A 25,179-nucleotide genomic window follows, 5' to 3' on the forward strand; every position below is an offset into this window, starting at 1 on the left:
TGAAGCGTAGGTTTAATAGGCAACGGAGCAAGCATGAAGCCGGCAACAAAATGGGTATTACGAATCATCGTCGTGATTATTGCCGGTTGGCTGGCATGGGTCTATTTTACTGATTTAACAACAGAGCAGCCGAGTCACATTGCCAGTGGAAATGGTCGTATAGAGGCCGTTGAAATCAATATAGCCGCCAAGACACCAGGCCGAATTGTCAGTATTGATGTCCGCGAAGGCCAATTTGTTCAGAAAGGCGATCGTCTAGCAACACTCGATACGGGGGCTTTGCAAGCACAACTGCACCAAGCGCAAGCACAGTATCGTCAAGCCCAAAGTGCAGTGATTGCCGCACAAAGCCAAGTGGCATTACGACGCTCTGAGAAAACGGCTGCCGAAGCGGTGTTAGTGCAACGTCGCGCAGAATTGGAATTGGCTAAAACACGGTTTGCACGAACAGAGCAGTTAGCGGCGCAAGGCTCTATGTCGCAACAAGATCTGGATAATGCTAAAGCGGCGCTTATTGGTGCCGAAGCCGCTATTGCCGCGACAAAGGCACAAATAGCTGCAGCCGATGCGGCTATTGCTGCAGCCGAAACCAACGTATCTGGTGCAGAGTCTACTGTGGAAGCCGCGCAGGCTACGATTGAGCGTTTACAGGTTGAGTTGAGTGACAGTGAACTGCTAGCGCCCCGCGATGGACGTGTTCAGTTTATTGTGGCCCGTCAGGGTGAAGTTGTTGGTGCGGGTGGACGTATTTTGAATATGATGGATCTCAAAGACGTCTACATGACCTTTTTTTTACCAACCGCCGTTGTCGGTAAACTTGCATTAGGTAGCGAAGCACGCATTGTGCTTGATGCGGCACCTCATTATGTTATCCCTGCCAAAATTTCATTTATTTCAGACGAGGCTCAGTTCACGCCGAAAACCGTTGAAACCTCGTTAGAGCGCGAAAAGCTCATGTTTCGTGTGCGTGCTCAAATTTCTCAAGATTTACTTGAGCGCTATATTGAGCAAGTAAAGACAGGGCTGCCAGGTATGGCTTATGTGCGGATTGACACCGAACAACCATGGCCTGAGCATTTACAGCTTGCCGGTAACGACTAATGTCTGCGCCGGCGCCAGTGATAAGCGTCCGTGATGTCAACCATCATTATGGCGATAAACTTGCGCTTGCCGATATCAACCTGGCTATTCCACCCGCTGTAACTGTCGGTATTATAGGCCCTGATGGAGTGGGCAAATCCACACTTCTATCTTTATTAGCCGGAGCGAGACAACTCCAACATGGCACAATTGAGGTACTTGGCGAATCCTTACGCTCACATCGCGGTCGTGCTCGCTTATATCAACGCGTTGCTTATATGCCTCAGGGTTTGGGGAAAAACCTTTATCCCACTTTGAGCGTGTATGAAAACATCGACTTCTTTGCCGGCTTGTTTGGTCTTCAAGGTACAGCAAAGCATCAACGAATTTTGCAATTACTCGAAGCCACTGGTTTGGCTCCGTTTCAACAGCGTCCTGCGGGAAAACTCTCGGGTGGCATGAAGCAAAAATTGGGATTATGCTGCGCACTCATTCATGATCCGGATTGCTTGATTTTAGATGAGCCGACAACAGGCATCGATCCACTATCTCGCCGACAATTTTGGCAGCTAATTGGTGCCATTCGAGCCTTGCAACCACAGCTGAGTATTCTAGTTGCAACGGCTTACATGGAAGAAGCGGCTTCATTTGATTGGCTCGTAGCGATGTACAATGGCCGTATATTGAGCCAAGCAACGCCAGCGGATTTATTGGCGCAAACGCAATCAATTACCCTCGAGCAAGCATTTGTGCGCTTGCTACCTCATGAGCAAGATTATCAGCCGTTTCAAGTGATACCGCGGCAAACTCGTGACGCCCAAGAGTTGGCGATAGAAGCGCGCCATTTAACTATGCGCTTTGGTGATTTTACTGCAGTGAAAGATGTGAACTTACAGGTGCATCAGGGCGAAATATTTGGATTTTTGGGTTCAAATGGCTGCGGTAAAACCACCACCATGAAAATGTTGACCGGATTGCTCCAAGCCAGTGAAGGCGAAGCATGGTTATTTGGTGCGCCAGCCGATAAAAGTTCACTGGCTGTGCGCAAGCGCGTGGGTTACATGACCCAACAATTTTCATTATTTAGTGAACTCACAGTACGACAAAACTTAGCGCTTCATGCGCGTCTGTTTGGTTTACCCAAAAGAAAAATTGACGACCGCATTGAAGCCATGGCCGCCGAGTTTGAGCTGACGGACATGGTCGATAGCCTCCCGAGCGATTTACCGCTTGGTGATAGGCAACGCTTGAGTCTTGCAGTTGCGATGATCCACCAGCCTGAGCTATTGATTCTAGATGAGCCCACGTCAGGTGTAGACCCAGTGGCTCGCGATAAATTCTGGCGCATTATGATGAAGCTGGCGCGCGAGCAGCAGGTCACCATTTTTATCTCAACGCACTTTATGAATGAGGCGGAGCGCTGTGATCGAATTTCGCTTATGCATGCAGGCGAAGTTTTAGTGACCGATACACCGCAAACCATTATCGCCAAACAACAAGCGGACTCCCTCGATGATGCTTTTGTCGCCTATTTACAACAAGCCATTCAGAAAAGTGCGCCACCGAGCGATAGATCTCAGCAACAACTGTTTAGCCGCCATGCAGTGAGTAAACAATCCACCATATTTAGCTGGCGACGTTGGTGGAGTCATTTGCGCCGCGAAAGCATTGAGCTAATGCGTGATCCGATTCGGTTGGTGATGGCCTCGCTAGGTAGCGTGATATTGATGGTGGTGCTCGGCTATGGCATGAACATGGATATTGAGAATCTATCCTTCGCCGCATTAGATCGCGATAAAACATCACTGAGTCGCGATTATATTGGGAGTTTGTCTGGTAGCCGCTATTTCGATGAGCATGCACCGGTGAGTAGTTACGACGAACTCGATCAGCGCATGCGTACCGGTGAGCTGAATCTTGTGATTGAAATTCCCAGCGGATTTGCGCGCGATCTTCATCGGGGGCAAGCCGTAGAAATTGGTGCTTGGATTGACGGTTCATTACCAATGCGCGGCGAGTCAGTACAAGGCTACGTACAAGGCATTCACAATCATTGGATACAGCAGCAAGCGCGAGCGCAGGGGTTAACGAATGGTTGGGGTATTGCAAAAATTGAATCACGATTTCGGTATAACCCCGATGTAAAAAGTTTGCCGGCAATGATGCCTGCGGTCATTCCATTATTATTGCTCATGTTCCCCGCCATCTTGACATCGCTTGCTGTAGTACGCGAAAAGGAACTTGGTTCAATATTGAACTTCTATGTGACGCCAACGACCAAGCTTGAGTTTTTAATGGGGAAACAGGTGCCCTATGTTGTATTAGGCATGGCTAATTTTGCCATTTTGATGTTACTAGCGGTGTATCTGTTTAACGTACCAGTTACCGGAAGCGGGCTGGCACTCACCTTCGCCACACTTTGTTATGTGATTATTGCCACAGCTTTCGGGCTTATCATGTCAGCGTTTGTACGCAGTCAAATAGCGGCACTGTTCGGCACAACACTAGCGACGATTATACCGGCTGCTCAGTTTTCAGGGCTGATAACCCCAGTCCCATCGTTAGAAGGTGGCGCGCGTGTAATGGGAGAAATCTTTCCAACGACATACCATATCATTGTCACTCGAGGGGTATTTTCAAAAGCGCTACAACTGAATGATTTATGGCCGGCATTATGGCCATTGGTGCTGACGATTCCTGTGCTAATGAGCATTGGTGTCATGCTGTTGCGAAAGCAGGAGCGCTAATATGCAAGTTAAAAACATTGCGTATCTTGGCATAAAAGAACTTCGGGCTATCTGGCGCGATCCTATTTTGCTGCTCATCATTGTAATGGCGTTTACGGTGTCGGTTTACACGGCAGCATCAGCAATGCCAGAAACGTTGCATAAAACGCCCATTGCGGTCATTGATGATGACCAATCGCAGTTATCGCAGCAGCTGATTCAAGCCTTTCGAGAACCCTATTTCTTGCCGCCTGAACCCATTGATAGTCAGCGTGCTGATCGGTTAATGGATGAAGGTCGTTTCACCTTTATTGTGCATATTCCGAGCGGTATGCAACGCGATGTGCTGGCGGGTAATCTGCCGGCTATCCAAGTCATTGTTGATGCCACGCGTATGAGCCAAGCGTTTACCGGCAACGGCTATATACACGCGATTATTCAGCAAGAACTCATGACTTTTACCCAAGCTGATATCAACATTCCGGTGCAGTTGAGTTTACGCGCTCGGTTTAACCCACTACTCAATCCATCGTGGTTTTCTGCCATTAATGAAGTTATTTCGCACATTACCATGCTGTCGATAATTTTAACTGGCGCAGCATTATTGCGAGAGCGTGAGCATGGCACGGTTGAACATCTTTTGGTGATGCCGATCACACCATTTGAAATCATGGCTGCAAAAGTTTGGTCGATGGCGCTCATTGTATTGATTGCCGCAACGTTGAGCTTAATTATTGTTGTGCAAAGCGCGCTCCATATTCCAATTACTGGTTCCTTGGGATTGTTCATGGTCGGCATGGCCATTCACTTGTTTGCGACAACCTCATTGGGAATATTCTTAGCCAGTTTCGCCCGCTCGATGCCGCAGTTTGGATTGCTTTTGATTTTGGTGATTTTACCGATGGAAATTCTCTCTGGCGGCATGACACCACGCGAAAGCATGCCGGATATTATTCGTTGGATAATGAGCGCTGCACCCACCACGCACTTTATTGAAATGAGCCAAGCCATATTGTTTCGCAGTGCCGGCATCAGCATCATTTGGCCGCAGTTATTAACCTTGGTTGTGATAGGATTAGCATTATTTGTTATCGCGCTGAAGCGCTTCCGAAAAACTCTTGCGAGTATGGCTTAACCCATGACTGATAATTACTTATTGAAGCTTTACCATAAAACCTTGAAGTATCCTTTTGGGCGCGCGCTTTTTTCGCGTATGTTTGCCGCAAAAGCACCCTATTTCAAAACCATTAAACCAACTATTGAGGCGTTAGAGCCGAATCACTGCGTACTGACGTTTAAGAAGCGTAAGGCAGTAGAGAATCATATTGGTACAGTGCACGCTATTGCGCTGTGTAATGGTTTAGAGATGGCGATGGGAGCACTCGCCGAAGCGACTATTCCGAAACAGTTGCGTTGGATTCCGAAAGGCATGCAGGTGAATTACACCGCCAAAGCCGATAGCGATATTCGGATTGTTGCCACAAGCGATCCGGCTGCTTGGCAAGTTGGTGATTTGCCGGTATCGGTACAGGGTTTTCGAACAGACGGTACCATGGTAATTGACGGTATTATTACGATTTACGTGTCAGAAAAACCGGTCAAGAAAAAAGCTTAAGACTGTTCCTTTAAAGCCGCTTCAATGGCGAATACATGCTCATCGTGTTCGCCAAGCTCGCGCAGGGCATCTGCTAACTTCAATAAATACTCATCGTTTGGCCCGCTGGGGCCGTGTGAACGAGCAATATGCGCCGCAATTTCTGTTTCAGTGGCCTTACCTAAAAAGGCTTCGTTATCTGGGCCGGCTACATAGACTAAGCCGCTGACCGAACCTGAGCCGTCCAACCACTCGAACTCGGTGAAAATGCGCAAGTAACCATTTTTTTCCCGATGATCAAGGTGGGCGAACACATCGGGCGTGACTTCATAGGCCATACCGGCGCATACTGCGTCTGGCGTTTCAATTAATGTCGCAACGCGGCCCGGTGCCTCAGGTGTGCCACGATGATCATGAGAACCTTGCCAAAAGCGCCGTAACCAGCCATGAATTTTTGCAGGGCGGCGTTGTATGTATGGGAAATCCGCTTTATAAATCAGTGAGCCATAGCCAAATAACCAGACCGACTCAAGGTGGTCTAGTGGCTGACGTTGTTGATTCAGTGCAATGGTATTGTGCGACATAACAATGCGAATTTTATCAAATTTGACAGCGAATAAGGAGTGCTAACATGCGCTCATTAGAATTAAAAATACCACCCGTGGTTGTCGTGCTTGTGATTGCGGGGCTGATGGCACTGACGTCTCGCTTATTGCCGATGGACCCGTGGCATTTTACCGATGCTAAAGCGCTTGCATTTGCTCTTGTCACAGCTGGCGCATTTATCGCCGTAGCAGGTGTGATTGCGTTTCGCCAAGCGAAAACCACCGCTAACCCGATGAATCCAGATGCCGCTAGCAGTTTGGTGATCAATGGCATTTATCGATTTACACGTAATCCAATGTATTTGGGTTTTCTATTGGCACTTGCTGGTTGGGGCGTGTGGCTAGCGAATTTGCCAGCAATATTTTGGTTAATCATCTATATTTTATACATAAACCAGTTTCAAATTATTCCAGAAGAGCGCATTCTTGAGGAAAAATTCGGCGATGATTTTATCGCCTATCGAAAACAGGTTCGGCGCTGGTTTTAATTAAAAATCACTGCTATACCTTTAACTTAATTCATAAAATAAGGTTAATTGCTTGCGAAATTTTTGGGGATTTTGTCTTGCGATTATTGCTAGCCTCGCAGTTGCACAGACGGCGGTTGCACAGCCATTGACATTGCGTGTTGGAGTGTATGAAAACCCTCCAAAACTATTGCTCAACAACGGGCAAGTTTCCGGAATCTTTGGTGATTTAATCCTGCAGATAGCGAGCCAAGAGGGTTGGCGGATTGAAGCCGTACCCTGTACTTGGAATGAGTGTCTACAGTTCTTGCAACGCGGCGATATCGATTTAATGCCTGATGTTGCCTTGAATACTGAGCGCGACGAAACCTTGTTGTTTCATGAAACGCCTTTCTTGCACTCTTGGTCACAGCTTTATGGCAAGCGCACATTGAAAGTCACTACCTTGTTAGATTTAGACAAGGTGCGAATAGCTGTGCTCGAGAACTCCATTCAAGAAAGCTATTTGTCGGATATCACCCAAAATTTCGGACTTGATGTCACCTTAATTCCCGTATCTTCGTTTGATGAGGGCTTTCAGGCTGTTCTAAGTAATCGCGCCGAAGCGGTAGCAGCGAATCACCTATATGGCGATATTAAAGCACGTGATTTAGGCTTAGAGCCGACGCCAGTGATGTTTCAGCCAGCCCGTCTGTTTGTTGTGGCATCACAACCTGAAATGCAGCCTATTCTCAACACGATTGACGTTTACTTGCAGGCGTGGCAACAAGATCCGCAATCGCCATTGTATGTTACGTTGAAAAAATGGCGGGCGAATATTGGCGATGCTGAACCGTTTCCGTGGGCTCTTGTTATTGGTCTTATCAGTGCTTTGCTCCTGGTTGTTGGCGTTTCGTTGCTCTTGCGTAAACGGATAAAACAACGCACGTTAGAGCTAGTACATAGCGAGCTCAAGCTCAATACCATTCTCGATTCGGTTGAAGCTTATATCTTCATCAAAGATCGCGAACTGCGCTACCAATATGCAAATAAGAAAGTTTGTGATTATTTAGGAACGACACCGAAACAAATCATTGGCCAAACCGATGCGATGTTCTTTGATGCGGAAACTTCTGCGCATTTGCGTGAAAACGACCTTCGTGTAATTGAAGAAGGGCTTCGTGTGTCGGATGAGGAAGATAATGTAACCAAAAACGGTGACATTCGTCATTTTTTATCTGTGAAAATACCATTGCAGGATGCACAAGGGAAAATTTATGCCTTATGCGGTATTTCCACCGATATCACCGAACATATTCATATTAAAGAATCACTCAATCAGCTTGAGTATTATGACAGCATCACCGGCCTCGCGAACCGGAAATTGCTATTACAAAACCTCGAGCATGCAGTGACGAGTGCACAACGTACAGGCTACGAAGGCGCATTGGTTGCGATTGATCTTACTCACTTCACCATCATTAATGAAACCTTTGGCCATGTTGCAGGCGATAAGCTTCTCCAAGAAGTTGCACAGCGTATACGGGCGCGTATTGATGAAACGGATACAGCAGCACGTTTAGGTTCCGATGATTTTTTGGTGATTTTAGAAGATATAAGTCAAGATCCGGATCAGGCCGTCATGGCGGTGCGCAATTGGGCTCGGGAGGTTCTTGACTCTCTGGCACAGCCATACGAACTTGGTGATATTAAGCATTCAACCACGGCGAGTATTGGTATCACCATGTTTTCTGATAACCCTGACAATGTTGCTGGGTTATTGAAAAGTGCGGATCTCGCAATTTCAGAAGCCAAAGCGCAGGGCGGCGGGTCCATTCGTTTCTTTAACCCCACCATGCAAGAAACCATTAGTCGGCGAATGTTGATTGAATCTGCACTGCGCCGCGCGGTTCAGCATCAAGAGTTGGAAGTTTATTTGCAACCACAGGTGAACGAGCACGGTGAAGTGATTGCGGGCGAATTGCTGTTACGCTGGACAGATCCTGATTTAGGTACGATTTGTCCTGCTGAGTTTATTCCGATTGCCGAGGCAAGCGGTTTAATTATTCCTATCGGAACCTGGGTGATTGAGCAGGCCTGTCGTACGTTACGTGATTGGCAACAGATCGATGCACTTAAGCATATTCCGTTAGCCGTAAACATTAGTCCGCGCCAATTCCGTCACGGCGGTTTTGTGGCTCAAGTTGAACACTGTTTACGTGAAGCGCATCTTCCAGAAGGGCTACTAGAACTTGAAATAACGGAAGGAATGCTAATCGACAATATTGATGCCACAGTGAAGCGGATGTGCAAACTCGGCGATCTTGGTGTTCGCTTTTCATTGGATGACTTCGGAACGGGTTATGCGTCGTTAGCGTACTTGAAGAAATTACCGTTGTATCAGTTAAAAATCGATCAGTCATTTGTACGCGATATGCTCAGTGATGCAAATGACGAAGTGATTACCAAAACCATTATTGGCTTGGCAGAAAACCTGAATTTCTCAGTGATTGCCGAGGGCGTCGAAACCGTGAAGCAACTCGAGCACTTGAAGGTGCTCGGTTGTAAAAAATTCCAAGGTTATTTGTTTGGCAAGCCGGCGCCCATAATTGAGTGGCAACAACGATTAATGGCGAGCTCCACGGTTACTATTGAATAACCGTCATTACATCCAGCGTTGATGATTCGAACCAATCATGCTGGCCCATTCACGTTGCATCGCTAGTGCCGAACTTACTGGCTGATACTTGATAACTTCCGGTCCTGCGGCGGTATGTACGAACACATCCGCATAACCGAGAAGGCGAAGCCACGGCGATTGGTACACGTCAATTTGCTGTGCTTTATGCAGTGGATACCAATTCTCTTTGCGTCCAAACACACCACGTTTAATTGCCAGCCAACCGTTGCTGATGGTAAATCCATAGTTGCGCCAGCGCGCGATGGCGTAGCCTTGAATAGCCAGCCACAGCAACGCCGCAGTGAAGAAACCGTTCATTAACGGAACGTCGTTCGCATAGGTCACGAGTAATACGGTTGGTGCAATCAGCGCAATCCAAAACGATGGATTCAATAAGGCAATAAAACTGATACCCTGCCAATTTAAGTCGCCGCTTCGCGGTAACTTCAACCAACCACATAATTCTGTCACCAAGTGTTGCGTTAGCACGGGTAGCACAAAGGATGCGCTTCCTGATTGCTGTTGTGCATGTGCTGAGGGCTGCAACTGACTCACTCGAATACTGAAACGTTTTAATAGGCGTCCGCGGAAATTTTGGCGTAGTTGCACGCGTTGTAACTTTTGATAGCGAAAACTCACGGTTCGAATGGTAAATAAACCTGAACGAGCCTGATAACGCTCGTTTAAGATACTGAAATGCAGATTGTAGTAACGAATCAGCGTCACGCCGACAGCGAGGATAAATAATACTGCCAACGCGGCAACGGCGAGTCCAATGTTGAGCCACAAGCTTTCTTCCAAAAATGAAACGTTGGCCTCAAGCCAAGGTACGAGGCGTTCTTCCAACATATCGGTTTGCGAAAGCGGGTAAATTAATACGGCCAGTAGCACGAAAATCTTATTATCCATAATACCGGCACGAACAATTTCGCTCATGGAAAATGTGAGTTCGGTTTCTGCCGGCGCTTCGGTTTGCTCGCGATCAGCAACGGTATTTTCAGTCGTTGCTTTAGCGGATGCCGTTTGCGCCAGCATGCGTTGCCGAAGATCTTGTGCCAAGTTGAACGGCAACCCAGGAATTTCGACTTCTTTTCCTGCTGAACCGGCACTATCAACACGCAATATCACCAAATCAAACGGCCGAAAATACCAGCTCTGATCAAGTTCAGCTTGTTGAATACGTTCATACTTTAAGGTCAGGCTCTTTTTACCAAATACACCGGTACGCAGGTGTACTGCATCATCGGCAAGGGCATATAGAAAGAAGTGATGATTTAAAAAAGCACTGACAACAATGAACACCAGATAACCGCCGATTACTGCATAAGGTAACCAGTCGCTATTACTGACGAATATTGCGGCCAGTACGGGGATAAAATTGGTGATGTTGCGCACTAGATTGCGTACTTCTTTGGCGATAAAAAAGCCAATAGTAAGAATAGGCGTACGCTGCCACACGAGCTCAGTCATGGCTGGCATCTTCTATCGGTTCTTCGGCAATGGTATCCACCAGTGATGCTTTCATCTGCTCAGCATCGCTTAATTTTAAACCAGGAATACTCAAATCAGCGCCGCCGCTTCCTGCGGTGTATAGGGTTAAATGGGCTAGGCCCAGCATGCGTTCAATGAACCCTTGGCGAACTTCTACGTGCTGAATGCGATTTAATGGCACGGCTCGGGTCAGTCGCCACAATGCACCGCGTCGCAAGTACATGGCTTCGTTAGAATCGGCATAGGCGGTGAATTGGAAGCGCCGCGATGACCAGAACAAACCAAAAAATAGTGTCAGTACAGCCCACGGTACTCCTAGCCAAAGTGGGTTCGGCAACAACTCGGTAGAAGGCACAAAAACATAAATACCTATGGCGATAAGTGCCAAAATACTCATATCGATTAACACAATAATTTGCAGATAAGTTTTGTAGCTCGGCTCAACCGGCTTCCACGCTATAGCCATGTGATCTGTTCCTAACTTGAAAAAGTATGTTTTAGCATCCATGTAACCTTAACACGAAGCAAAAAAATAGGAGCAAGCTCATGAAAATTTTAATGGTACTTACCTCACACGAGCAGCTCGGTGACAGTGGCCATAAAACAGGCTTTTGGGCGGAAGAATTTGCAGCGCCCTACTATGCCTTTAAAGATGCTGGCGCTGAAGTCGTGTTAGCCAGCCCGAAGGGCGGGCAACCCCCCATTGATCCGAACAGTGAACAAAGTGATGCTCAAACTAACGCAACGGTACGTTTGTTTGAAGATGAAGCGGCGATGGAGCAACTTGCCAACACGCTCAAATTGAGCGAAGTGACAGCCGATAAATTCGACGCTATTTTCTATCCGGGTGGTCATGGACCATTGTGGGATTTAAGCCAAGATCCATTATCAATCGGCCTCATTCAGCAGTTTTGGGAGCAAGATAAGCCAGTCGCTGCAGTTTGCCATGCGCCTGCCGTATTGGTGAATGCGAAAACGCCAGCCGGCCATCCGATTGTGAAAGGCCGAAAAGTGAGCGGTTTTACCAACAGCGAAGAGGCTGCGGTGGGCTTAACTGATGTTGTGCCATTTTTACTTGAAGATAAGTTGAAAGAACTTGGCGGTTTGTATGAAAAGGTCGATGACTGGAAACCTTATGCGGTTGTCGATGGTAACCTCATTACCGGCCAGAACCCTGCTAGCTCTGAGGCTGTTGCCGAGGCGCTACTGAAAAAATTAAAGCGTTAATATAAGACCAATAAAAAAGCCACCGCAAGGTGGCTTTTTTACTGCAAAGTGTTGATTAAATAACTTATTCAGTCATTTCTTGTAAGCGTGCACGTAACTCTTCATCTTGCTGCACACGCTGTACAATCGCGTTGTATTCCTGCGGTGAAAGACCTGAATCGTTCACAGCAGCAACCATTTCTTCTTGCGCTTTACGCTGAATCTCTTGTGCTTCTTCAGCATCTTCAGCGCTTTGGAAACGCTCTGAATATTTGTTACTGATTTCTTGCACGTTGTTCATCGCAACAACGAAACTCTCTAGCATGCCATCAGTTAACTCGATGTCTTGCTGTTGTTGCATCATTTGCTCTTGTTGAGCTTGTGCTTGACCTTGCTGTTGCTGTTGGGCAACCGCTGTTGCACTGACAACAGATGCACTAGCAAAAAGAGCAGTTAGGGTTAAAGCTGTCATTGTTTTACGCATAGATTTATCTCCTATTTTGAGTTCACTAGGAGAGTTGCAAGCCCCATGCCAACTTTCCATGTTTTATAACATTATGAAAAATAAAGATATTTAAATATTCTTCGAAATTCAAAATACAAATATGTATAATAATGTCACATGTGTCGATTGGGGTTAATGTGACAAAAAGATACAGAAGCTGGTTTTTGCAAGGCGATAGCGTTCAGAAAACGCTGACGTTTTATGTGATGTTACCGCTACTTGCGCTATCTGGCATTGCCATTGGGATCGGTCTTGAACGTGCGGCCGTATTTCAAGACCAACGCCTGCGTGATGACCTGGAGTTGGTCGGACGCGCCATTCACGTACCGGTCAGTGACGCACTCATTCGGGGAGATATCAGTGCGGTTCAAGCCGGCTTAGATTCGGTTTTTGAAATTGGCCGTGTTTACGGCGCCTCGGTATATGATACGAAAGGCATGATGGTGGCCTCAGCAGGAGTAACCGAACGCGATCTCTCTGAAAGCTTACTAGCCGAACAAGTCATTTTAACGGGTGAAACACAAGACAGCTATCGGGAAGTAGCGGGTCGAGATGTGTTTTCTCAGTTTGTTCCGATTCATGACCGAGGTGGTCAAATCATTGGGTTCATGCAACTTAATCGACGTGCCCAAGACTTTGATAATGCCTTTACGCAACTCGCTCGCATTGCTTGGGGAACATGGCTGGTGTTGGCTGCTGCAACCGCAGCCATCTTAGTCTTTGGTCATTATCGTGGTGTGAATCGTTATGTGGCACAAAAACTCGAGCAGCAGCGCCGTGAGCAAGAAAAAATGGTCGCGATAGGTCAGGTATCTAGTGGTGTAGCGCATGAGTTAGGTGCACCACTCACGGTCATTGATGGTCGTGCGAAGCAATTGATGAAACGCCATTCCGATGAAGAATCGCAACGACAACTGAATGCAATTCGAGGACAGGTACAGCGGCTTACCAAAATGGTGAAGCAGTTGCTGGCGTTCAGTCGTACGCCAGTCTCAGAGAAACAACAACAACCATTACGCAATATTATTGAACAAGCCTGCCAAAGTATCTCCTATGAGCAAAGCTTGCATGGCCCTGAACTGAAGGTCACTTTGCCGGAGGAAGATGTGCAAGTTGAAGCCGATAATCAGCGCTTAGAGCTGGCATTAGTCAATATTTTACGCAACGCCCTGCAAGCGGCCGAAAGTGAGGTCGATGTTTGGGTTGAAGCAAATGCTAACGCCATCACGATAAACGTTCGTGATGACGGTGCTGGACTTCCTCAACATGTGACACAAGACGAGCTACTAAAACCATTCACAACGACCAAACAAATTGGTGAAGGCACAGGGCTTGGTTTAGCGCTAGTAAGTTATATTGTGGCAGATCATCAAGGCCAGCTGAAACTTGCCAATGCAACGTCAGCAAATTCGAAGAGCAGCGGCTGTGTGGCATCGCTTTCACTACCTCGTGCGAAAGGACGTTCATAATGCGTAACATCGATATTCACATTGCGGTTGTCGAGGATGACCCAGGTTTACGCGATTTGTTGCAAGAGGAGCTTGAAAGTGCGGGTTACCGGGTATCCGTATTTACTCAAGCAGAAGCCTACCTCGATGACGAGGCGGTGCATTCAAGCCATCTTGTTGTCAGCGATATTCGATTACCCGGCATGAGTGGGCTGGATTTACTCGCCCATTTGCAGCAGCAATCAAGTTCGCCACCATTAATTTTGATCACAGCGTTTGGCACCGTCGATCAAGCGGTCGATGCGCTTAAACAAGGGGCTGATGACTTCTTGACAAAGCCACTCGATCTTGAGCATTTGCTGGTTAGTGTCGAGCGAGTGTTAACCTTTCATCAATTGCGCTCTGAAGTTGAGCATTATCGTCAATCGCAGCAACAAACCCACCAAGGGCCAGCGGGAATTATTGGCAGTAGCCGTGTTATGCGTACTTTATATGACGAGATAGATCGCATTGCACCGGTTGAAGGCGCCGTTCTGATATTGGGCGAGAGTGGTACCGGCAAAGAACTCGTCGCACAAGCGTTGCATCAACAAAGCCAGCGCGCCGACGGGCCCTTTTTAGCAGTGAATTGTGCAGGTATTCCGGCTGAGCTTCTTGAGAGTGAATTTTTTGGTCATGCGGCAGGCGCCTTTACCGGGGCGCAAAAAGCCCGCGCTGGTCTTCTTAAAGAAGCGCATGGTGGCACTTTATTACTCGACGAAATTGGTGAAATGCCGCTGGCATTGCAAGCCAAGCTATTACGTGTGCTACAGGAGGGTAAAATGCGCCCTGTAGGTAGTGATCATGAGGTCGAAGTAGACGTTCGTATTTTAGCGGCAACCCATCAGAATCTCGAAGCGAAAGTAAAAGATAAAAGTTTTCGCGAAGATTTGTTTTATCGCCTTGAAACCTTTAGCGTGAAGGTGCCACCGCTACGCCATCGCGGCGATGATATTGCGTTGTTGGCTGAACACTTTATTCAAGCCGTGAATCGGCAACAGAATAAGCAGGTGAAAGGATTATCAGACGAGGCCCAAGAATTATTCTTTGCGTATAACTTTCCTGGCAACGTGCGCGAATTGCAAAATGCGGTTGAGCGTGCGGTGACGTTTTGCGATGGTGACTGGATAAAGCCAGAGCACTTACCAGCGAGAATGCAAACATCAGTAACGGATGAGGTTACCGACGCGGCATCAGCATCGACTCAACAGTGGCCTTCTTTGGATGATTTACAAGCGGATTACGTTCGAAAGGTGTTAGCGCACACAAAAGGAAATAAACAACAAGCGGCGCGAATTCTCGGAATCACACGCCGCACATTGTATCGTTGGCTTACCAACGACGATTAAACTGCACACCAAATTGTAATTCGCGGCCGACGCCGGGCTCAAATGCTCGGCCGTTACCTTGATTCACTACCACCGAACCCACGTAAGTTTCGTCGGTAAAGTTATGCAAGTTTAGCCACGGGCTCACTTGCCAGTCACCCAGTACATAGGAACCGCGCCAGTTTAAGTGCCAGAGGGTATGGCTTGGGGCTATCACGTCATTAGAATCGGTGGCGGCGACATCGCCACGATACTCAGTGATTAAACTGAGGCGTTGTTGCGGCCGGTAATTCCAGTCGAGCTGACTGTAAATTTGCTGCTCGGCTACGCCAGGCAAACGCGCACCACTTGCATACTCTGCGCTCAGTAAGGTTGCCGCACCGCGCCACTGCCATTGGTCATGCATCAACCAATTCACCTCGAGCTCAACCCCGTCGCGTTTCGTCAAACCAGCGTTGGTATAGGTTGTACGGCCGTCGATGCTTTGATCAACCACAATCTCATCAGTTGTATCGATGCCGAAAGCTGTTAGTTGTGCTTGCACGGTCAGAGTTTGCCATTTTACGCCAATTTCCCACTGTTGGTTGTATGCGGCACCAAGATTGGTATTAAGACCAGTTTCAGTGTTGCTATAGGCCATTTCGGTCAGCGTGGCTGTTTCAAAGCCATTACCGCGGGCAGCAAACACCGACCACTGCTCAGATAACGCATAATTGGCACCCAGACTCCAACTCCAAGCGTGTTGGCGTTGCTCGCCACTATCATCAGGGTTTTCTGCAACGATGAAATAATCATCCACGGCGAAGTCAACTTCACTGTAGCGAAGTCCGCCAAGCAGCGTTAGCTGTTCGCTTGGCTGCCAATCCCAGAGAGTATAAACCGCTTGCTGAGTTACCTCACCGAGCTCGTTGCGGCGCAAATCACCGCGTTCGCCGAAATTATTGGTGTAACCAAAGCGCCGATCATCTTGTTCTGCGTGATGAATGCCAAACGTTGTTGTTAATGGGGTAGCAAGCGACCAATCGTAATCGTAGCTCGCATCAATACCAATAAAGCTACGTCGTAAGTCAATCACTGACCCAGAGCCCCGGATATCGGTGCCAGGAAAAGGCAAATACTGCTCAATTTCGCGCCAGCCCTTCCAAGTGCTCACATGCCAGCCATCGGTGCTACGCAGCGACACAGATGCCTGCTGATGGTGAATGTTTTTGCGTGTGTTGAAGCGCATTGCACCGGCAAAGGTCTGGGTTGGGTCAGCCAGCCAATCCTCCGGCGTCAGCGAACCGGGATCTTGCAAAAAAGGCGCATAGTTATCATCTAAGCGCACAATCATTTCAATCGAATCAGTTACATCGTGATACCAACGTAATGCGAGTTGATCACGTTCTGCACGGTTATGTTCACGCGGACCATCGGTTCGCAACCGAGTACCGGTTAATCGTACTGCGTTGCCATCGGTTACCCATTCACCTTGCACCAGTTGGCGTTGGGTTGCGTTATCACCAAACATGGCATCGAAACGCAGCCCAGAACTATCAGGACGTTCGCTAAACCATTGAATCATACCGCCGGCGCTGTTGCCGTAAATGGTTGCTAATGGTCCGCGAATTATCTGAACGTTCTGCGGCTCGTCTAAAAGAATACTCGACGTTTGCGCTTGACCATCTGGCATGGTCAATGGAATGCCATCGAGTTGCAAGATAACGCCACGCACACCAAATGCTGAGCGAGCGCCAAAACCACGTAGCGTGATACGAGTATCCTGTGCATAGTTCGCCCGCGAGTCAGCTTGCACGCCGGCTAAGCCTTTGAGTAACTCGGCAGCATCAATACGCAACCCCGAAGGTTGGTCGTCAACGTTGCGATTGCTCACCGAAGCAGGTGTTTCAAGCGCCGTCCGTGGACGACTTTGGTTCACCACAATGACTTCATCAACAGCAACGCTGGCCGAAGCCAGCGTTGATAAAACCAGTAAGTGACTACTTACAAACATAGTTATTCCGCAGGTTTGATTTGAATGAGTTGACCAGCGCGATCGTCGGTAATCAGATAAATATAACCATCTGGACCTTGTTCAATATCGCGAATACGTTGTTTCACGGCATCCTCGAACAAAGTTTCTTCGTGCATCACACGATCACCTTCAAGATCAAGACGCGCTACGTGCGAACCCTTCAATGCGGCGACTAGCAAATCCCCTTGCCAAGCGGGAAATTGATCGCCGGTGTAGAAAATCATGTTGGATGTTGCAATAGAAGGAACCCAGTAGTAATGCGGTTGCACAGTGCCTTCAACGTGCGTTTCATCGCTGATGATACTGCCATCGTAATCGACGCCATAGGTTGCAATTGGCCAACCGTAGTTCTTTCCAGCATCAGGAATGTTGATTTCATCACCACCTTTTGGTCCGTGCTCAACAGTCCACAATTTGCCCGTGGTTGGGTGAATGGCTGCGCCTTGCACGTTACGATGTCCGTACGACCAAATTTCAGGAAGCGCATCGTCTTTACCAACAAACGGATTATCGGCTGGAACGCTGCCATCTGGCTTTATACGAACCACTTTGCCGTGATGATTATCAAGCGTTTGTGCATCATCCATGGCTGAATAGCGGTCGCCAAGGGTGATGAAGAGGTGACCATCTGGGGCAAATACCAAACGTGAACCAAAGTGAGCGCCACTTTTATACTTCGGCGCACCACGGAAAATTACTTTGCCGTCGGTTAACCCATTGTCTGATAATTTAGCACGCATTACTGCGGTGCTAGTTCCTTCGCCACCAGCCGGGTCAGCCTCTGAATAGCTGATGTAAACAAACTGGTTATCGGCAAAGTTCGGGTCGACGGCCACATCAAGTAATCCGCCTTGGCTTTTATCAACCACCGACGGAACGCCGCTTAATGCGTCGCTTACCGCTCCGTCGCGCGTTACACGACGCAACGTGCCTGATTTTTCGGTCACTAACAGCTCACCTGATGGCAAAAATGCCATACCCCATGGTTTATTTAATTTGTCCGTAATGGTGTTCACAGAAACCTTGTGACGCTCTGTTGAAACCGTCTCTGCAGCTGCGTTCGTAGCATTCAAGGCTAACGCCGCTGTGATACTAACGGCTAGTAATTTGCGTAACATAAGGTGCTCCTTTTATTGATCATTTACGAATCTTTACTAGTGTAAATATAAATTAAATTGAATTTTGGATTGCTTTTTTTTCGCTACACTTCACTTATTACAGGAAATTAACACGCCCATTCAAGGAGGCAGTGATGGTAAATTTCAAGCGTAACACACTTAAAGCAGCGGTCTTGATTTTAACTACTTTACATCTTAGTGCATGCGGCACTATTTTGTATCCAGAGCGTAAAGGTCAAGTGAGCGGCAAGATCGATCCGGGCGTTGCTGCATTGAATGGTATTGGATTACTGTTCTTCTTAGTACCAGGTGTGATTGCATTCGCTGTCGATTTCTCGAATGGCACGATTTACCTACCCGGTACGGCCGCAACGGATGATGATTCCGGTGTACGTGTTGTGCATACAGGTAAAAATTTGACACCAGATCAACTACAAGCACTGATTTCGGCGGAAGTTGGTGAGCCCGTTGACCTGACCCAAGCTGAAGTGCGCGCTGAAAAAGCACCAAACCAAGCCAGTATTGGTCCTCGCTTGAGTGAACTGCGCACCGCACCTTAGTTTAAAAATCCCGTCCGATAATTCAGAGCCGCTATTTCAGTAGCGGCTCTGGCAATAACTCAGCAATGCATTCAGCTAACTTACGAAACGTGGTACGGCGATTCGTCGTCGGTCGATAAATCAGGCCAATCTCTCGCGATGCTTGTTGCCCACTCGGTTGCAATGCAACCAAATCGGTACCGTTTAAAATTCCACGGTCAATTGCCATTTGCGGAATAAAGGTCGCGCCAAGCCCAGCATCAGCCATTTGCACCAAGCTATGTAAGCTCGTTGCTGTAAACGGGTTTATCTTACTTGAATCAGCCAGTTCACAGGCCGATACCGCATGACCGGTTAAGCAGTGCTCTTTTTCCAACAAGAAAATAGAATTGTCAGGTAGTTGATTGTACTGCACCGGTTCTGCAAGTTTTTCCGCCAAGCTCGAGTGCATAACGAGTTTAAACGGGTCACGCCCTAACACATAACTTTGGTTGCCTTGCAAATCGACCGGTAGCGCCAGCACTAACACATCAAGTTCACCGTTGCGTAGTAGATGTAGCAAGTTAACCGTTGTGTCTTCGCGAATACTCAGCTGTAGCTTCGGATGCTCAGCTTTTAATTTCTTGGTCAAATCGCCCAACAAAAACGGTGCGATGGTTGGAATGCAGCCCAGGCGTAATGGGCCTTCCATGATTTTCCCTTGGCTTTGGGCGAAATATAGAAGCTCTTCGGTTGAGGTAAGAATTTGGCGCGCCTGCTCCACCACTTCTTCCCCCATGCCGGTGAACAGAAATGATTTATGGTCACGCTCAATCAATTGACATCCGAGTTGCTCTTCAAGGTTTTGAATACCACTACTCAAGGTTGATTGACTGACATTACACGCTTGGGCCGCCCGATTGAAATTCTGATGCTGGTGTAACGCCAGTAGGTAGCTCAGATTTTTTAAGCTAGGTAGTTTGCTCATCTCGTGCCTCACCGTGGCTATTTGAATAAAACAAATTTATGTTCAATTAGTATTTCCGATTATGTTAATCCGTTTTATTCGTTTTAACAAATTTAATCGAGCCCCTATTATTGTCTGCGAGCTGAGGCGACAAGCCTCAACAACTTTAGTTTTCCAGTTAGTCTGTCCAACAAGGAGACAAGCAATATGTTAACAGTAGGCGATAAATTACCAGAATTTGAAGTAGTCGGCGTAAAACCTGGTTTTAACATGCCAGAAGAAAACGGCGAAAGCGCTTTTGAGACGATTACCAACGATAGCTTCGAAGGTAAATGGAAAATTATCTTCTTCTATCCGAAAGATTTCACCTTCGTTTGCCCAACTGAAATTGTTGAGTTTGCGAAACTAAACGAAGAATTCGCTGACCGTGATGCGGTTGTATTAGGTGGCAGCACCGACAACGAATTCGTGAAATTGGCATGGCGCCGTGAACACCCAGATCTGAAGAGCTTGAACCAATGGTCATTCGCGGATAACGGCGTGAAATCTTTGGTTGATGGTTTAGGTGTTCGTGACCAAGTTGAAAACGTCGCATTGCGTGCCACCTTCGTTGTTGACCCACACGGTGTCATTCAACACGTGTCAGTCAACAACTTGAACGTAGGCCGTAACCCAGCAGAAGTACTGCGTATTCTTGACGGTTTGCAAACCGACGAATTGTGTCCATGTAACCGCGCAGTAGGCGGCGACACCCTGTAAGTAGACATCACATCCCCCACAAATAGGTGATGTCTTTAGGTGCCGCGAAAGCGGCACCTTTTTTAAGCGGAGGATTTATATGAGCATTGCAGATTACAAACAAGGTTTGGGCGACCACGGTAAAGATACCAAACTCAACTTGTCGAATATTTTCGGCAATGTCGATACTTCGGGTATGACCGCGACCCAATTCTACGGCACAGCCTTATCACTAGCTTATTCAATTGGCGATAACGAGTTAATTGACGCAGTAAAAGCTGAAGCCGAAGGTAAAATTGAAGCAAACGTTGATAGCGCAGCGAAATTAGCCGCAACACTAATGGCAATGAACAACGTTTACTATCGTTTCTTGCATTTGTGCACCGACAAGCAGTTCAGCAAATTGCCAGCTGGCTTGCGCATGAATGGTATGGCTAACCCAGGCGTTGATAAAGCTGATTTCGAACTGTACTCATTGGCAGTATCAGCATTGAACGGCTGTGGAATGTGCATCGACTCACACGTTGGTGTATTGCTGAAACATGATATTTCAGCTCAAGTGATTCAAAACTCGATTAAAATGGCAGCGGTATTGAACGCTGCAGCAACCGCGAAACGCATTGCTTAATTTTAATCGCCTGATGTCACTTACTTGTCACACTAGCGCATTATAGTGTGCTCAACTTCCCTGAGATCTGGTTGTTCTCTTCTCGCCCGGCTTCCGCCGGGCTTTTTTTTTCAAAATCAAAAGCGATATTAGCTATTGGATATTCGATATTAGCGGGCGAGATCTTGTGCGTTGTCTATACTGATATCCTACACTCACTATCCAATATCCAATATCCAATATCCAATATCCAATATCCAATATCCAATAGCTAATATCGTACTTGAGGTTTTATGGTTATCAACGGAGAACGACTAAAAGCAAACTTACTAGAACTTGCCAAAATAGGCTACAACGAACAAGACCGCGGCATGTACCGCATTGGCTTTACTGATGCCGATATGCAAGGTCGCCGTTGGCTGCAAGATAAAGCCAAACAAGCGGGCTTACAAACCTACATGGATGGCGCCGGCAACGTGTTTTTTGGTCGCGGCGATCGCGATAAACCCGTCATTTTAATGGGCTCTCATATTGATACGGTTCCCGCTGGCGGTGTTTTTGACGGGGCGCTAGGCGTCATGGCCGCATTGGAAGTCATCGAAACCATTAATGAACAACAACCTGATATTGAAACACCTATTTGGGGCGTTGCCACCGCTGAGGAGGAAGGGCGCTTTGGCGGTATGTTGGGTGCGCAGGCTATTTCTGGTTGCTTAAATCCGGATTGGTTACTCTCAGCGCATGATGCCGATAATGTGTACTTGAAAGATGCAATGGCATCACAAGGACTCGACGTCATGCAAGCCCTTGATGCGGCTTGGCGACCGGAGCAATTAAAAGGTTTCGTTGAGTTGCACATTGAACAGGGACCGGTGCTGTTTCAACGTGAACTGCAAATTGGTGTAGTGGAAGGTATTTCTGGGGTGTTTAAGTGGATAGTTCACCTGAAAGGGAAAGCTGATCACGCAGGTACTGCACCAATGGATATGCGCAGCGATGCGTTTATGGGGCTTGCCGATTTCGCTCATGAAATTGAGCGGATTATCGATGAAAATGGTACCGACAAAACCCGTATCACCGTGGGAAAAGTTGAGCTGAAGCCAGGTCATCCACATACAGTACCAGGAGAAGCAATTTTCACCATCGTCGGGCGTGACATGGATGAAGGCATAATGAAAGAGCTCGCCAATGCTTGTCGTAAAACCCTCTCAGCAATAGCTCGCCGCCACCGTTTGATGTTTGAGTATGAGCAAGTCAGTTGGCTCTCGCCAAAGCCATGTTCTGAGCCTCTGACTGATCTGATTGAGAAGCAGGTTAAACAACGCGGCTACAGTTATACACGTATGCCGAGCGGCGCTGGGCATGACACTCAATTTCTCAGTGAAATAACGCATGCAGGACTCATCTTTATTCCGTCAATCAACGGTGTGAGTCACGCGCCTGATGAGTGGTCGCACTGGCGCGATGTTGACGCTGGCACGAATGTCCTTCTCGACACTGTCATAGCGATGTCTGAAATTGATTTAGATCAATAAAATACCTGTTCACATGGCCCAAAAAAGCCTCAATAGACCTACTAAAATTATGTATAATCAAGCTTATTTTCTAGGCTAAAACGAAGTGGTATGGCTATGGAACAAAAAATCGAAGTGCAGGCGGCCGATAAAGTAAAAATCCATCGTCCCGATCCAGACAAACGCAGTAACGCTTATTCGCCACGTAATCGTATTTATGTGCGCGATGTAAAAGGTACGCTTGAATGGTTCCGCCGCAGTTTCGGTTTCATTTTGTTGTTCGTGTTTGCTGTATTGCCATGGTTGCAATGGCATGGCGAGCAGGCCATTTTGCTCGATATTGCTGAACAACGTTTCCGTATTTTCGGCCTTACAATGTGGCCACAAGATTTCACCATTCTTGCTTGGATATTTATTGTCTCGGCCTTCGCCCTATTTTTCGTGACAACGCTGTACGGACGCGTGTGGTGTGGCTTTATGTGTCCGCAGACCACTTGGACGTTTATTTTCATGTGGTTTGAAAAGAAGTTCGAAGGCTCACGAAATCAACGGATGTCACTCGATAAACGGCCTTGGGACTTTGATAAATTCTGGCGCAAAGCGGGTAAACATACGTCATGGGTGATTGTTTCGTTGTTAACGGCGATGATATTCGTCGGTTACTTCATGGATGTACGTGAATTATTCACGCAATTTTGGACACTCGATGCTGGTTTCTGGGCAACCTTTTCGGTCGTTTTCTTCGCGTTTTGTACGTACGGGAATGCAGGCTGGATGCGCGAAATCATGTGTACGCACATGTGCCCATATGCACGATTTCAATCGGCGATGTTTGATAAAGACACGGTGACCGTTTCGTATGACCCGAACCGCGGCGAGCCTCGAGGCGGACGCTCACGTAAGAAAGATCCAAAAGAGTTAGGGTTAGGCGACTGCATCGATTGTTACATGTGCGTACAAGTGTGCCCAACTGGTATTGATATTCGAAACGGCCTGCAATATGAGTGCATCAACTGTGGTGCCTGTGTGGATGCCTGTAATGACGTCATGGATAAAATGAACTATCCTCGAGGCCTTATTCGTTTTACTACTGAACGCAATCTGCAAGGCGGTCGAACTCATAAGTTACGCTTTAAAGCGGTCGGCTATTTTGTCGTGATGGTCGTCATGACAGGGTTATTGATTTGGGATATTTCAACTCGGGTACCGTTACAAGTGGATGTACTACGTGACCGAAACCAGTTGTATAGCATAAACATGGATGGCTGGGTGCAGAACGTATTTACCTTGAAAATTTTAAACAAGTCACAGCAAACACAAACGTACAAAATTACGGCGCAAGGGTTTGAACGTAGCCAGTTGATCGGTGATGACACGATTACGGTGGGTGCCGGTGAAGTGGCAACCTTGCCAATTACCTTGGCGGTTCACCCTGATGATGTGACTGAGCGCGTGCAAGATGTCATCTTTACGGTTACCAATGAAGCTGGCGATGTGAGCGAGCAGCATGTTAGTCGATTCCTCTATGAGTGATCATCACGACGACTTTAGTTTTCATAATTTAACACCCGAGCGCATCGCCGATGCGCTCGCGGATGTCGGGGTTGACCCGCAATCTGGGCTACTAGCACTGAATAGCTACGAGAACCGTGTCTATCAATTTATTGCTGACGATAATCGACGTTATGTCGCCAAATTTTATCGTCCAGCTCGGTGGAGCGATGCGCAAATTCTTGAAGAACACCAGTTCACGCAAGAATTACTTGATGAAGAAGTTCCTGCCGTAGCACCGCTAAAACTTGCTGGCGCTACTCTGCATCATTACGAGGGGTATCGTTTTGCTGTATTCCCAAGCGTGGGCGGACGTGCCGTTGAGCCAGGTGATCTCGATCAGTTAGAACGTATTGGCCGACAAATTGGGCGCTTGCATGCGGTGGCGAAACAACGCCAATTCGCAACGCGTCCGAATGTTTCCTATCACGAATATGTCACTGAGGCATTAGCTACTTTAAGTACTTCATCGCTGTTGCCGAATAATCTGCATGATGCCTTTTTTGCTATTGCTGAGCCGCTAGCGAACCACCTCAAACAAATTGATTTGAATGCCTTTACGCAACAACGATTGCATGGAGACTGTCATTTGGGCAATATGTTGTTGCGTGATGAGCAACTGATGTTCGTTGATTTCGACGATGCGCGCACCGGCCCCGCCATTCAAGATTTATGGATGATGTTAGCGGGAGACGATAGAGCCGAACGCACATTGCAGCTCGATGTATTGCTTGAGGGCTACCAAGAGTTCTGTGATTTCGATAGTAAAGAAACGCAATTAATTGAACCCTTGCGCAGTTTTCGAATCATACACTACATGGCGTGGTTAGCCCGCCGTTGGGGAGATAGCGCATTTCAACGTGCGTTCCCGTGGTTTGCTGAGCAACGTTACTGGGAACAACAGGTGCTGACACTGAAAGAACAATTTGCGGCGTTGCAAGAACCACCGATTCAATTGCAACCGCAATATTAATTTAATTCGTAACAAACAAACTGTAGGACGT

Annotated in this window: 22 protein-coding genes; 15 read left to right on the plus strand and 7 right to left on the minus strand. The window is 47.4% G+C overall.

The features are described from left to right. The first annotated feature begins 33 nt into the window (after positions 1-33). Genes LG272_RS02310 through LG272_RS02325 form a run of 4 tightly spaced genes read left to right on the plus strand, consistent with a single transcriptional unit; the run spans position 34 to position 5,421 of the window. Positions 34-1,101: an HlyD family secretion protein gene (locus LG272_RS02310; protein ID WP_404409376.1), complete on the plus strand. Its 1,068-nt coding sequence runs from the start codon at positions 34-36 to the stop codon at positions 1,099-1,101. After that, positions 1,101-3,827: a ribosome-associated ATPase/putative transporter RbbA gene (gene rbbA, locus LG272_RS02315; protein ID WP_404409378.1), complete on the plus strand. Its 2,727-nt coding sequence runs from the start codon at positions 1,101-1,103 to the stop codon at positions 3,825-3,827. Before LG272_RS02310 ends, rbbA begins: the two co-directional genes overlap by 1 nt. Position 3,828: 1 nt before the next feature. Next, on the plus strand, positions 3,829-4,941 hold the full coding sequence (locus tag LG272_RS02320) for an ABC transporter permease (protein ID WP_404409380.1): 1,113 nt from the start codon (positions 3,829-3,831) through the stop codon (positions 4,939-4,941). Between the two features lie 3 nt (positions 4,942-4,944). After that, a complete protein-coding gene (locus tag LG272_RS02325; RefSeq protein ID WP_404409382.1) occupies positions 4,945-5,421 on the plus strand; it encodes a hotdog fold domain-containing protein in 477 nt (158 codons plus the stop codon). Here LG272_RS02325 and LG272_RS02330 read toward each other — a convergent pair. Beyond that, a complete protein-coding gene (locus tag LG272_RS02330) occupies positions 5,418-5,984 on the minus strand; it encodes a gamma-glutamylcyclotransferase (protein WP_404409384.1) in 567 nt (188 codons plus the stop codon). The genes LG272_RS02325 and LG272_RS02330 overlap by 4 nt on opposite strands. A 47-nt stretch (positions 5,985-6,031) precedes the next feature. On the opposite strand from LG272_RS02330, the gene LG272_RS02335 reads away from it, so the two are divergent. Both LG272_RS02335 and LG272_RS02340 read left to right on the plus strand, forming a co-directional pair. After that, positions 6,032-6,493: a methyltransferase family protein gene (locus tag LG272_RS02335; RefSeq protein WP_404409386.1), complete on the plus strand. Its 462-nt coding sequence runs from the start codon at positions 6,032-6,034 to the stop codon at positions 6,491-6,493. A gap of 52 nt (positions 6,494-6,545) precedes the next feature. Further along, on the plus strand, positions 6,546-9,110 hold the full coding sequence (locus tag LG272_RS02340; RefSeq protein WP_404409388.1) for an EAL domain-containing protein: 2,565 nt from the start codon (positions 6,546-6,548) through the stop codon (positions 9,108-9,110). 6 nt (positions 9,111-9,116) lie between these two features. Here LG272_RS02340 and LG272_RS02345 read toward each other — a convergent pair whose 3' ends face one another. Next, positions 9,117-10,601 carry a PH domain-containing protein gene (locus LG272_RS02345; protein ID WP_404409390.1) on the minus strand — a complete coding sequence of 495 codons (1,485 nt, stop codon included), beginning with the start codon at positions 10,599-10,601 and terminating at the stop codon, positions 9,117-9,119. Further along, positions 10,594-11,088, minus strand: coding sequence for a PH domain-containing protein (locus LG272_RS02350; RefSeq protein WP_404409392.1), 495 nt, complete (start codon positions 11,086-11,088; stop codon positions 10,594-10,596). The genes LG272_RS02345 and LG272_RS02350 overlap by 8 nt, the downstream gene beginning before the upstream one ends. 80 nt (positions 11,089-11,168) lie before the next feature. On the opposite strand from LG272_RS02350, the gene LG272_RS02355 reads away from it, so the two are divergent. After that, complete coding sequence (locus LG272_RS02355; RefSeq protein ID WP_404409394.1) at positions 11,169-11,849, plus strand: type 1 glutamine amidotransferase domain-containing protein; 681 nt, start codon at positions 11,169-11,171, stop codon at positions 11,847-11,849. 64 nt (positions 11,850-11,913) lie between these two features. Here LG272_RS02355 and LG272_RS02360 read toward each other — a convergent pair whose 3' ends face one another. Further along, the gene (locus LG272_RS02360; RefSeq protein ID WP_404409396.1) at positions 11,914-12,312 is read right to left on the minus strand and encodes a DUF4168 domain-containing protein; all 399 of its coding nucleotides are present in this window, start codon (positions 12,310-12,312) and stop codon (positions 11,914-11,916) included. Positions 12,313-12,470: 158 nt separating this feature from the next. Here LG272_RS02360 and LG272_RS02365 point away from each other — a divergent pair, with 158 nt between their 5' ends. Then, the gene (locus LG272_RS02365) at positions 12,471-13,802 is read left to right on the plus strand and encodes a sensor histidine kinase (RefSeq protein WP_404409398.1); all 1,332 of its coding nucleotides are present in this window, start codon (positions 12,471-12,473) and stop codon (positions 13,800-13,802) included. Next, positions 13,802-15,169, plus strand: coding sequence for a sigma-54-dependent transcriptional regulator (locus LG272_RS02370; protein WP_404409400.1), 1,368 nt, complete (start codon positions 13,802-13,804; stop codon positions 15,167-15,169). Before LG272_RS02365 ends, LG272_RS02370 begins: the two co-directional genes overlap by 1 nt. Here the strand turns inward: LG272_RS02370 and LG272_RS02375 are convergent. Then, positions 15,153-17,141: a TonB-dependent receptor family protein gene (locus LG272_RS02375; RefSeq protein ID WP_404409402.1), complete on the minus strand. Its 1,989-nt coding sequence runs from the start codon at positions 17,139-17,141 to the stop codon at positions 15,153-15,155. The two genes, LG272_RS02370 and LG272_RS02375, sit on opposite strands and share 17 nt — an antisense overlap. Positions 17,142-17,143: 2 nt before the next feature. Continuing rightward, complete coding sequence (locus tag LG272_RS02380) at positions 17,144-18,280, minus strand: PQQ-dependent sugar dehydrogenase (protein WP_126759889.1); 1,137 nt, start codon at positions 18,278-18,280, stop codon at positions 17,144-17,146. A 134-nt stretch (positions 18,281-18,414) separates the two neighbouring features. Between LG272_RS02380 and LG272_RS02385 the strand changes: the two genes are divergently transcribed. Continuing rightward, a complete protein-coding gene (locus LG272_RS02385) occupies positions 18,415-18,840 on the plus strand; it encodes a hypothetical protein (protein WP_198678591.1) in 426 nt (141 codons plus the stop codon). 31 nt (positions 18,841-18,871) lie between these two features. Here the strand turns inward: LG272_RS02385 and LG272_RS02390 are convergent, their stop codons facing one another. Further along, a complete protein-coding gene (locus LG272_RS02390) occupies positions 18,872-19,786 on the minus strand; it encodes a hydrogen peroxide-inducible genes activator (RefSeq protein ID WP_404409405.1) in 915 nt (304 codons plus the stop codon). A gap of 186 nt (positions 19,787-19,972) precedes the next feature. Here LG272_RS02390 and LG272_RS02395 point away from each other — a divergent pair, with 186 nt between their 5' ends. From LG272_RS02395 to LG272_RS02415, 5 genes are all read left to right on the plus strand, one after another. Next, positions 19,973-20,524 carry a peroxiredoxin gene (locus LG272_RS02395; RefSeq protein WP_404409407.1) on the plus strand — a complete coding sequence of 184 codons (552 nt, stop codon included), beginning with the start codon at positions 19,973-19,975 and terminating at the stop codon, positions 20,522-20,524. Between the two features lie 79 nt (positions 20,525-20,603). Beyond that, entirely contained in the window at positions 20,604-21,131 is a 528-nt protein-coding gene (locus LG272_RS02400; protein ID WP_404409409.1) for a carboxymuconolactone decarboxylase family protein, read from the plus strand. A 272-nt stretch (positions 21,132-21,403) separates the two neighbouring features. Further along, positions 21,404-22,645 carry a Zn-dependent hydrolase gene (locus LG272_RS02405; RefSeq protein WP_404409411.1) on the plus strand — a complete coding sequence of 414 codons (1,242 nt, stop codon included), beginning with the start codon at positions 21,404-21,406 and terminating at the stop codon, positions 22,643-22,645. A 96-nt stretch (positions 22,646-22,741) separates the two neighbouring features. Continuing rightward, on the plus strand, positions 22,742-24,157 hold the full coding sequence (gene ccoG, locus LG272_RS02410) for a cytochrome c oxidase accessory protein CcoG (protein WP_126759934.1): 1,416 nt from the start codon (positions 22,742-22,744) through the stop codon (positions 24,155-24,157). Further along, on the plus strand, positions 24,150-25,148 hold the full coding sequence (locus LG272_RS02415; RefSeq protein ID WP_126759899.1) for a serine/threonine protein kinase: 999 nt from the start codon (positions 24,150-24,152) through the stop codon (positions 25,146-25,148). The genes ccoG and LG272_RS02415 overlap by 8 nt, the downstream gene beginning before the upstream one ends. The last annotated feature ends 31 nt before the right edge of the window (positions 25,149-25,179 follow it).

Origin of the sequence: Pseudidiomarina marina (genome assembly GCF_044807045.1) — a bacterium.
GTDB lineage: Bacteria > Pseudomonadota > Gammaproteobacteria > Enterobacterales > Alteromonadaceae > Pseudidiomarina > Pseudidiomarina marina.

What these genes read in the sequence shown, in the direction of transcription:
- LG272_RS02310 (WP_404409376.1), top strand. Translation starts at nt 34, where the DNA reads ATGAAGCCGGCAACAAAATGGGTATTACGAATCATCGTCGTGATTATT.
- rbbA (WP_404409378.1), top strand. Translation starts at nt 1,101, where the DNA reads ATGTCTGCGCCGGCGCCAGTGATAAGCGTCCGTGATGTCAACCATCAT.
- LG272_RS02320 (WP_404409380.1), top strand. Translation starts at nt 3,829, where the DNA reads ATGCAAGTTAAAAACATTGCGTATCTTGGCATAAAAGAACTTCGGGCT.
- LG272_RS02325 (WP_404409382.1), top strand. Translation starts at nt 4,945, where the DNA reads ATGACTGATAATTACTTATTGAAGCTTTACCATAAAACCTTGAAGTAT.
- LG272_RS02330 (WP_404409384.1), bottom strand. Translation starts at nt 5,984, where the DNA reads ATGTCGCACAATACCATTGCACTGAATCAACAACGTCAGCCACTAGAC.
- LG272_RS02335 (WP_404409386.1), top strand. Translation starts at nt 6,032, where the DNA reads ATGCGCTCATTAGAATTAAAAATACCACCCGTGGTTGTCGTGCTTGTG.
- LG272_RS02345 (WP_404409390.1), bottom strand. Translation starts at nt 10,601, where the DNA reads ATGACTGAGCTCGTGTGGCAGCGTACGCCTATTCTTACTATTGGCTTT.
- LG272_RS02350 (WP_404409392.1), bottom strand. Translation starts at nt 11,088, where the DNA reads ATGGCTATAGCGTGGAAGCCGGTTGAGCCGAGCTACAAAACTTATCTG.
- LG272_RS02355 (WP_404409394.1), top strand. Translation starts at nt 11,169, where the DNA reads ATGAAAATTTTAATGGTACTTACCTCACACGAGCAGCTCGGTGACAGT.
- LG272_RS02360 (WP_404409396.1), bottom strand. Translation starts at nt 12,312, where the DNA reads ATGCGTAAAACAATGACAGCTTTAACCCTAACTGCTCTTTTTGCTAGT.
- LG272_RS02370 (WP_404409400.1), top strand. Translation starts at nt 13,802, where the DNA reads ATGCGTAACATCGATATTCACATTGCGGTTGTCGAGGATGACCCAGGT.
- LG272_RS02375 (WP_404409402.1), bottom strand. Translation starts at nt 17,141, where the DNA reads ATGTTTGTAAGTAGTCACTTACTGGTTTTATCAACGCTGGCTTCGGCC.
- LG272_RS02380 (WP_126759889.1), bottom strand. Translation starts at nt 18,280, where the DNA reads ATGTTACGCAAATTACTAGCCGTTAGTATCACAGCGGCGTTAGCCTTG.
- LG272_RS02385 (WP_198678591.1), top strand. Translation starts at nt 18,415, where the DNA reads ATGGTAAATTTCAAGCGTAACACACTTAAAGCAGCGGTCTTGATTTTA.
- LG272_RS02390 (WP_404409405.1), bottom strand. Translation starts at nt 19,786, where the DNA reads ATGAGCAAACTACCTAGCTTAAAAAATCTGAGCTACCTACTGGCGTTA.
- LG272_RS02395 (WP_404409407.1), top strand. Translation starts at nt 19,973, where the DNA reads ATGTTAACAGTAGGCGATAAATTACCAGAATTTGAAGTAGTCGGCGTA.
- LG272_RS02400 (WP_404409409.1), top strand. Translation starts at nt 20,604, where the DNA reads ATGAGCATTGCAGATTACAAACAAGGTTTGGGCGACCACGGTAAAGAT.
- LG272_RS02405 (WP_404409411.1), top strand. Translation starts at nt 21,404, where the DNA reads ATGGTTATCAACGGAGAACGACTAAAAGCAAACTTACTAGAACTTGCC.
- ccoG (WP_126759934.1), top strand. Translation starts at nt 22,742, where the DNA reads ATGGAACAAAAAATCGAAGTGCAGGCGGCCGATAAAGTAAAAATCCAT.
- LG272_RS02415 (WP_126759899.1), top strand. Translation starts at nt 24,150, where the DNA reads ATGAGTGATCATCACGACGACTTTAGTTTTCATAATTTAACACCCGAG.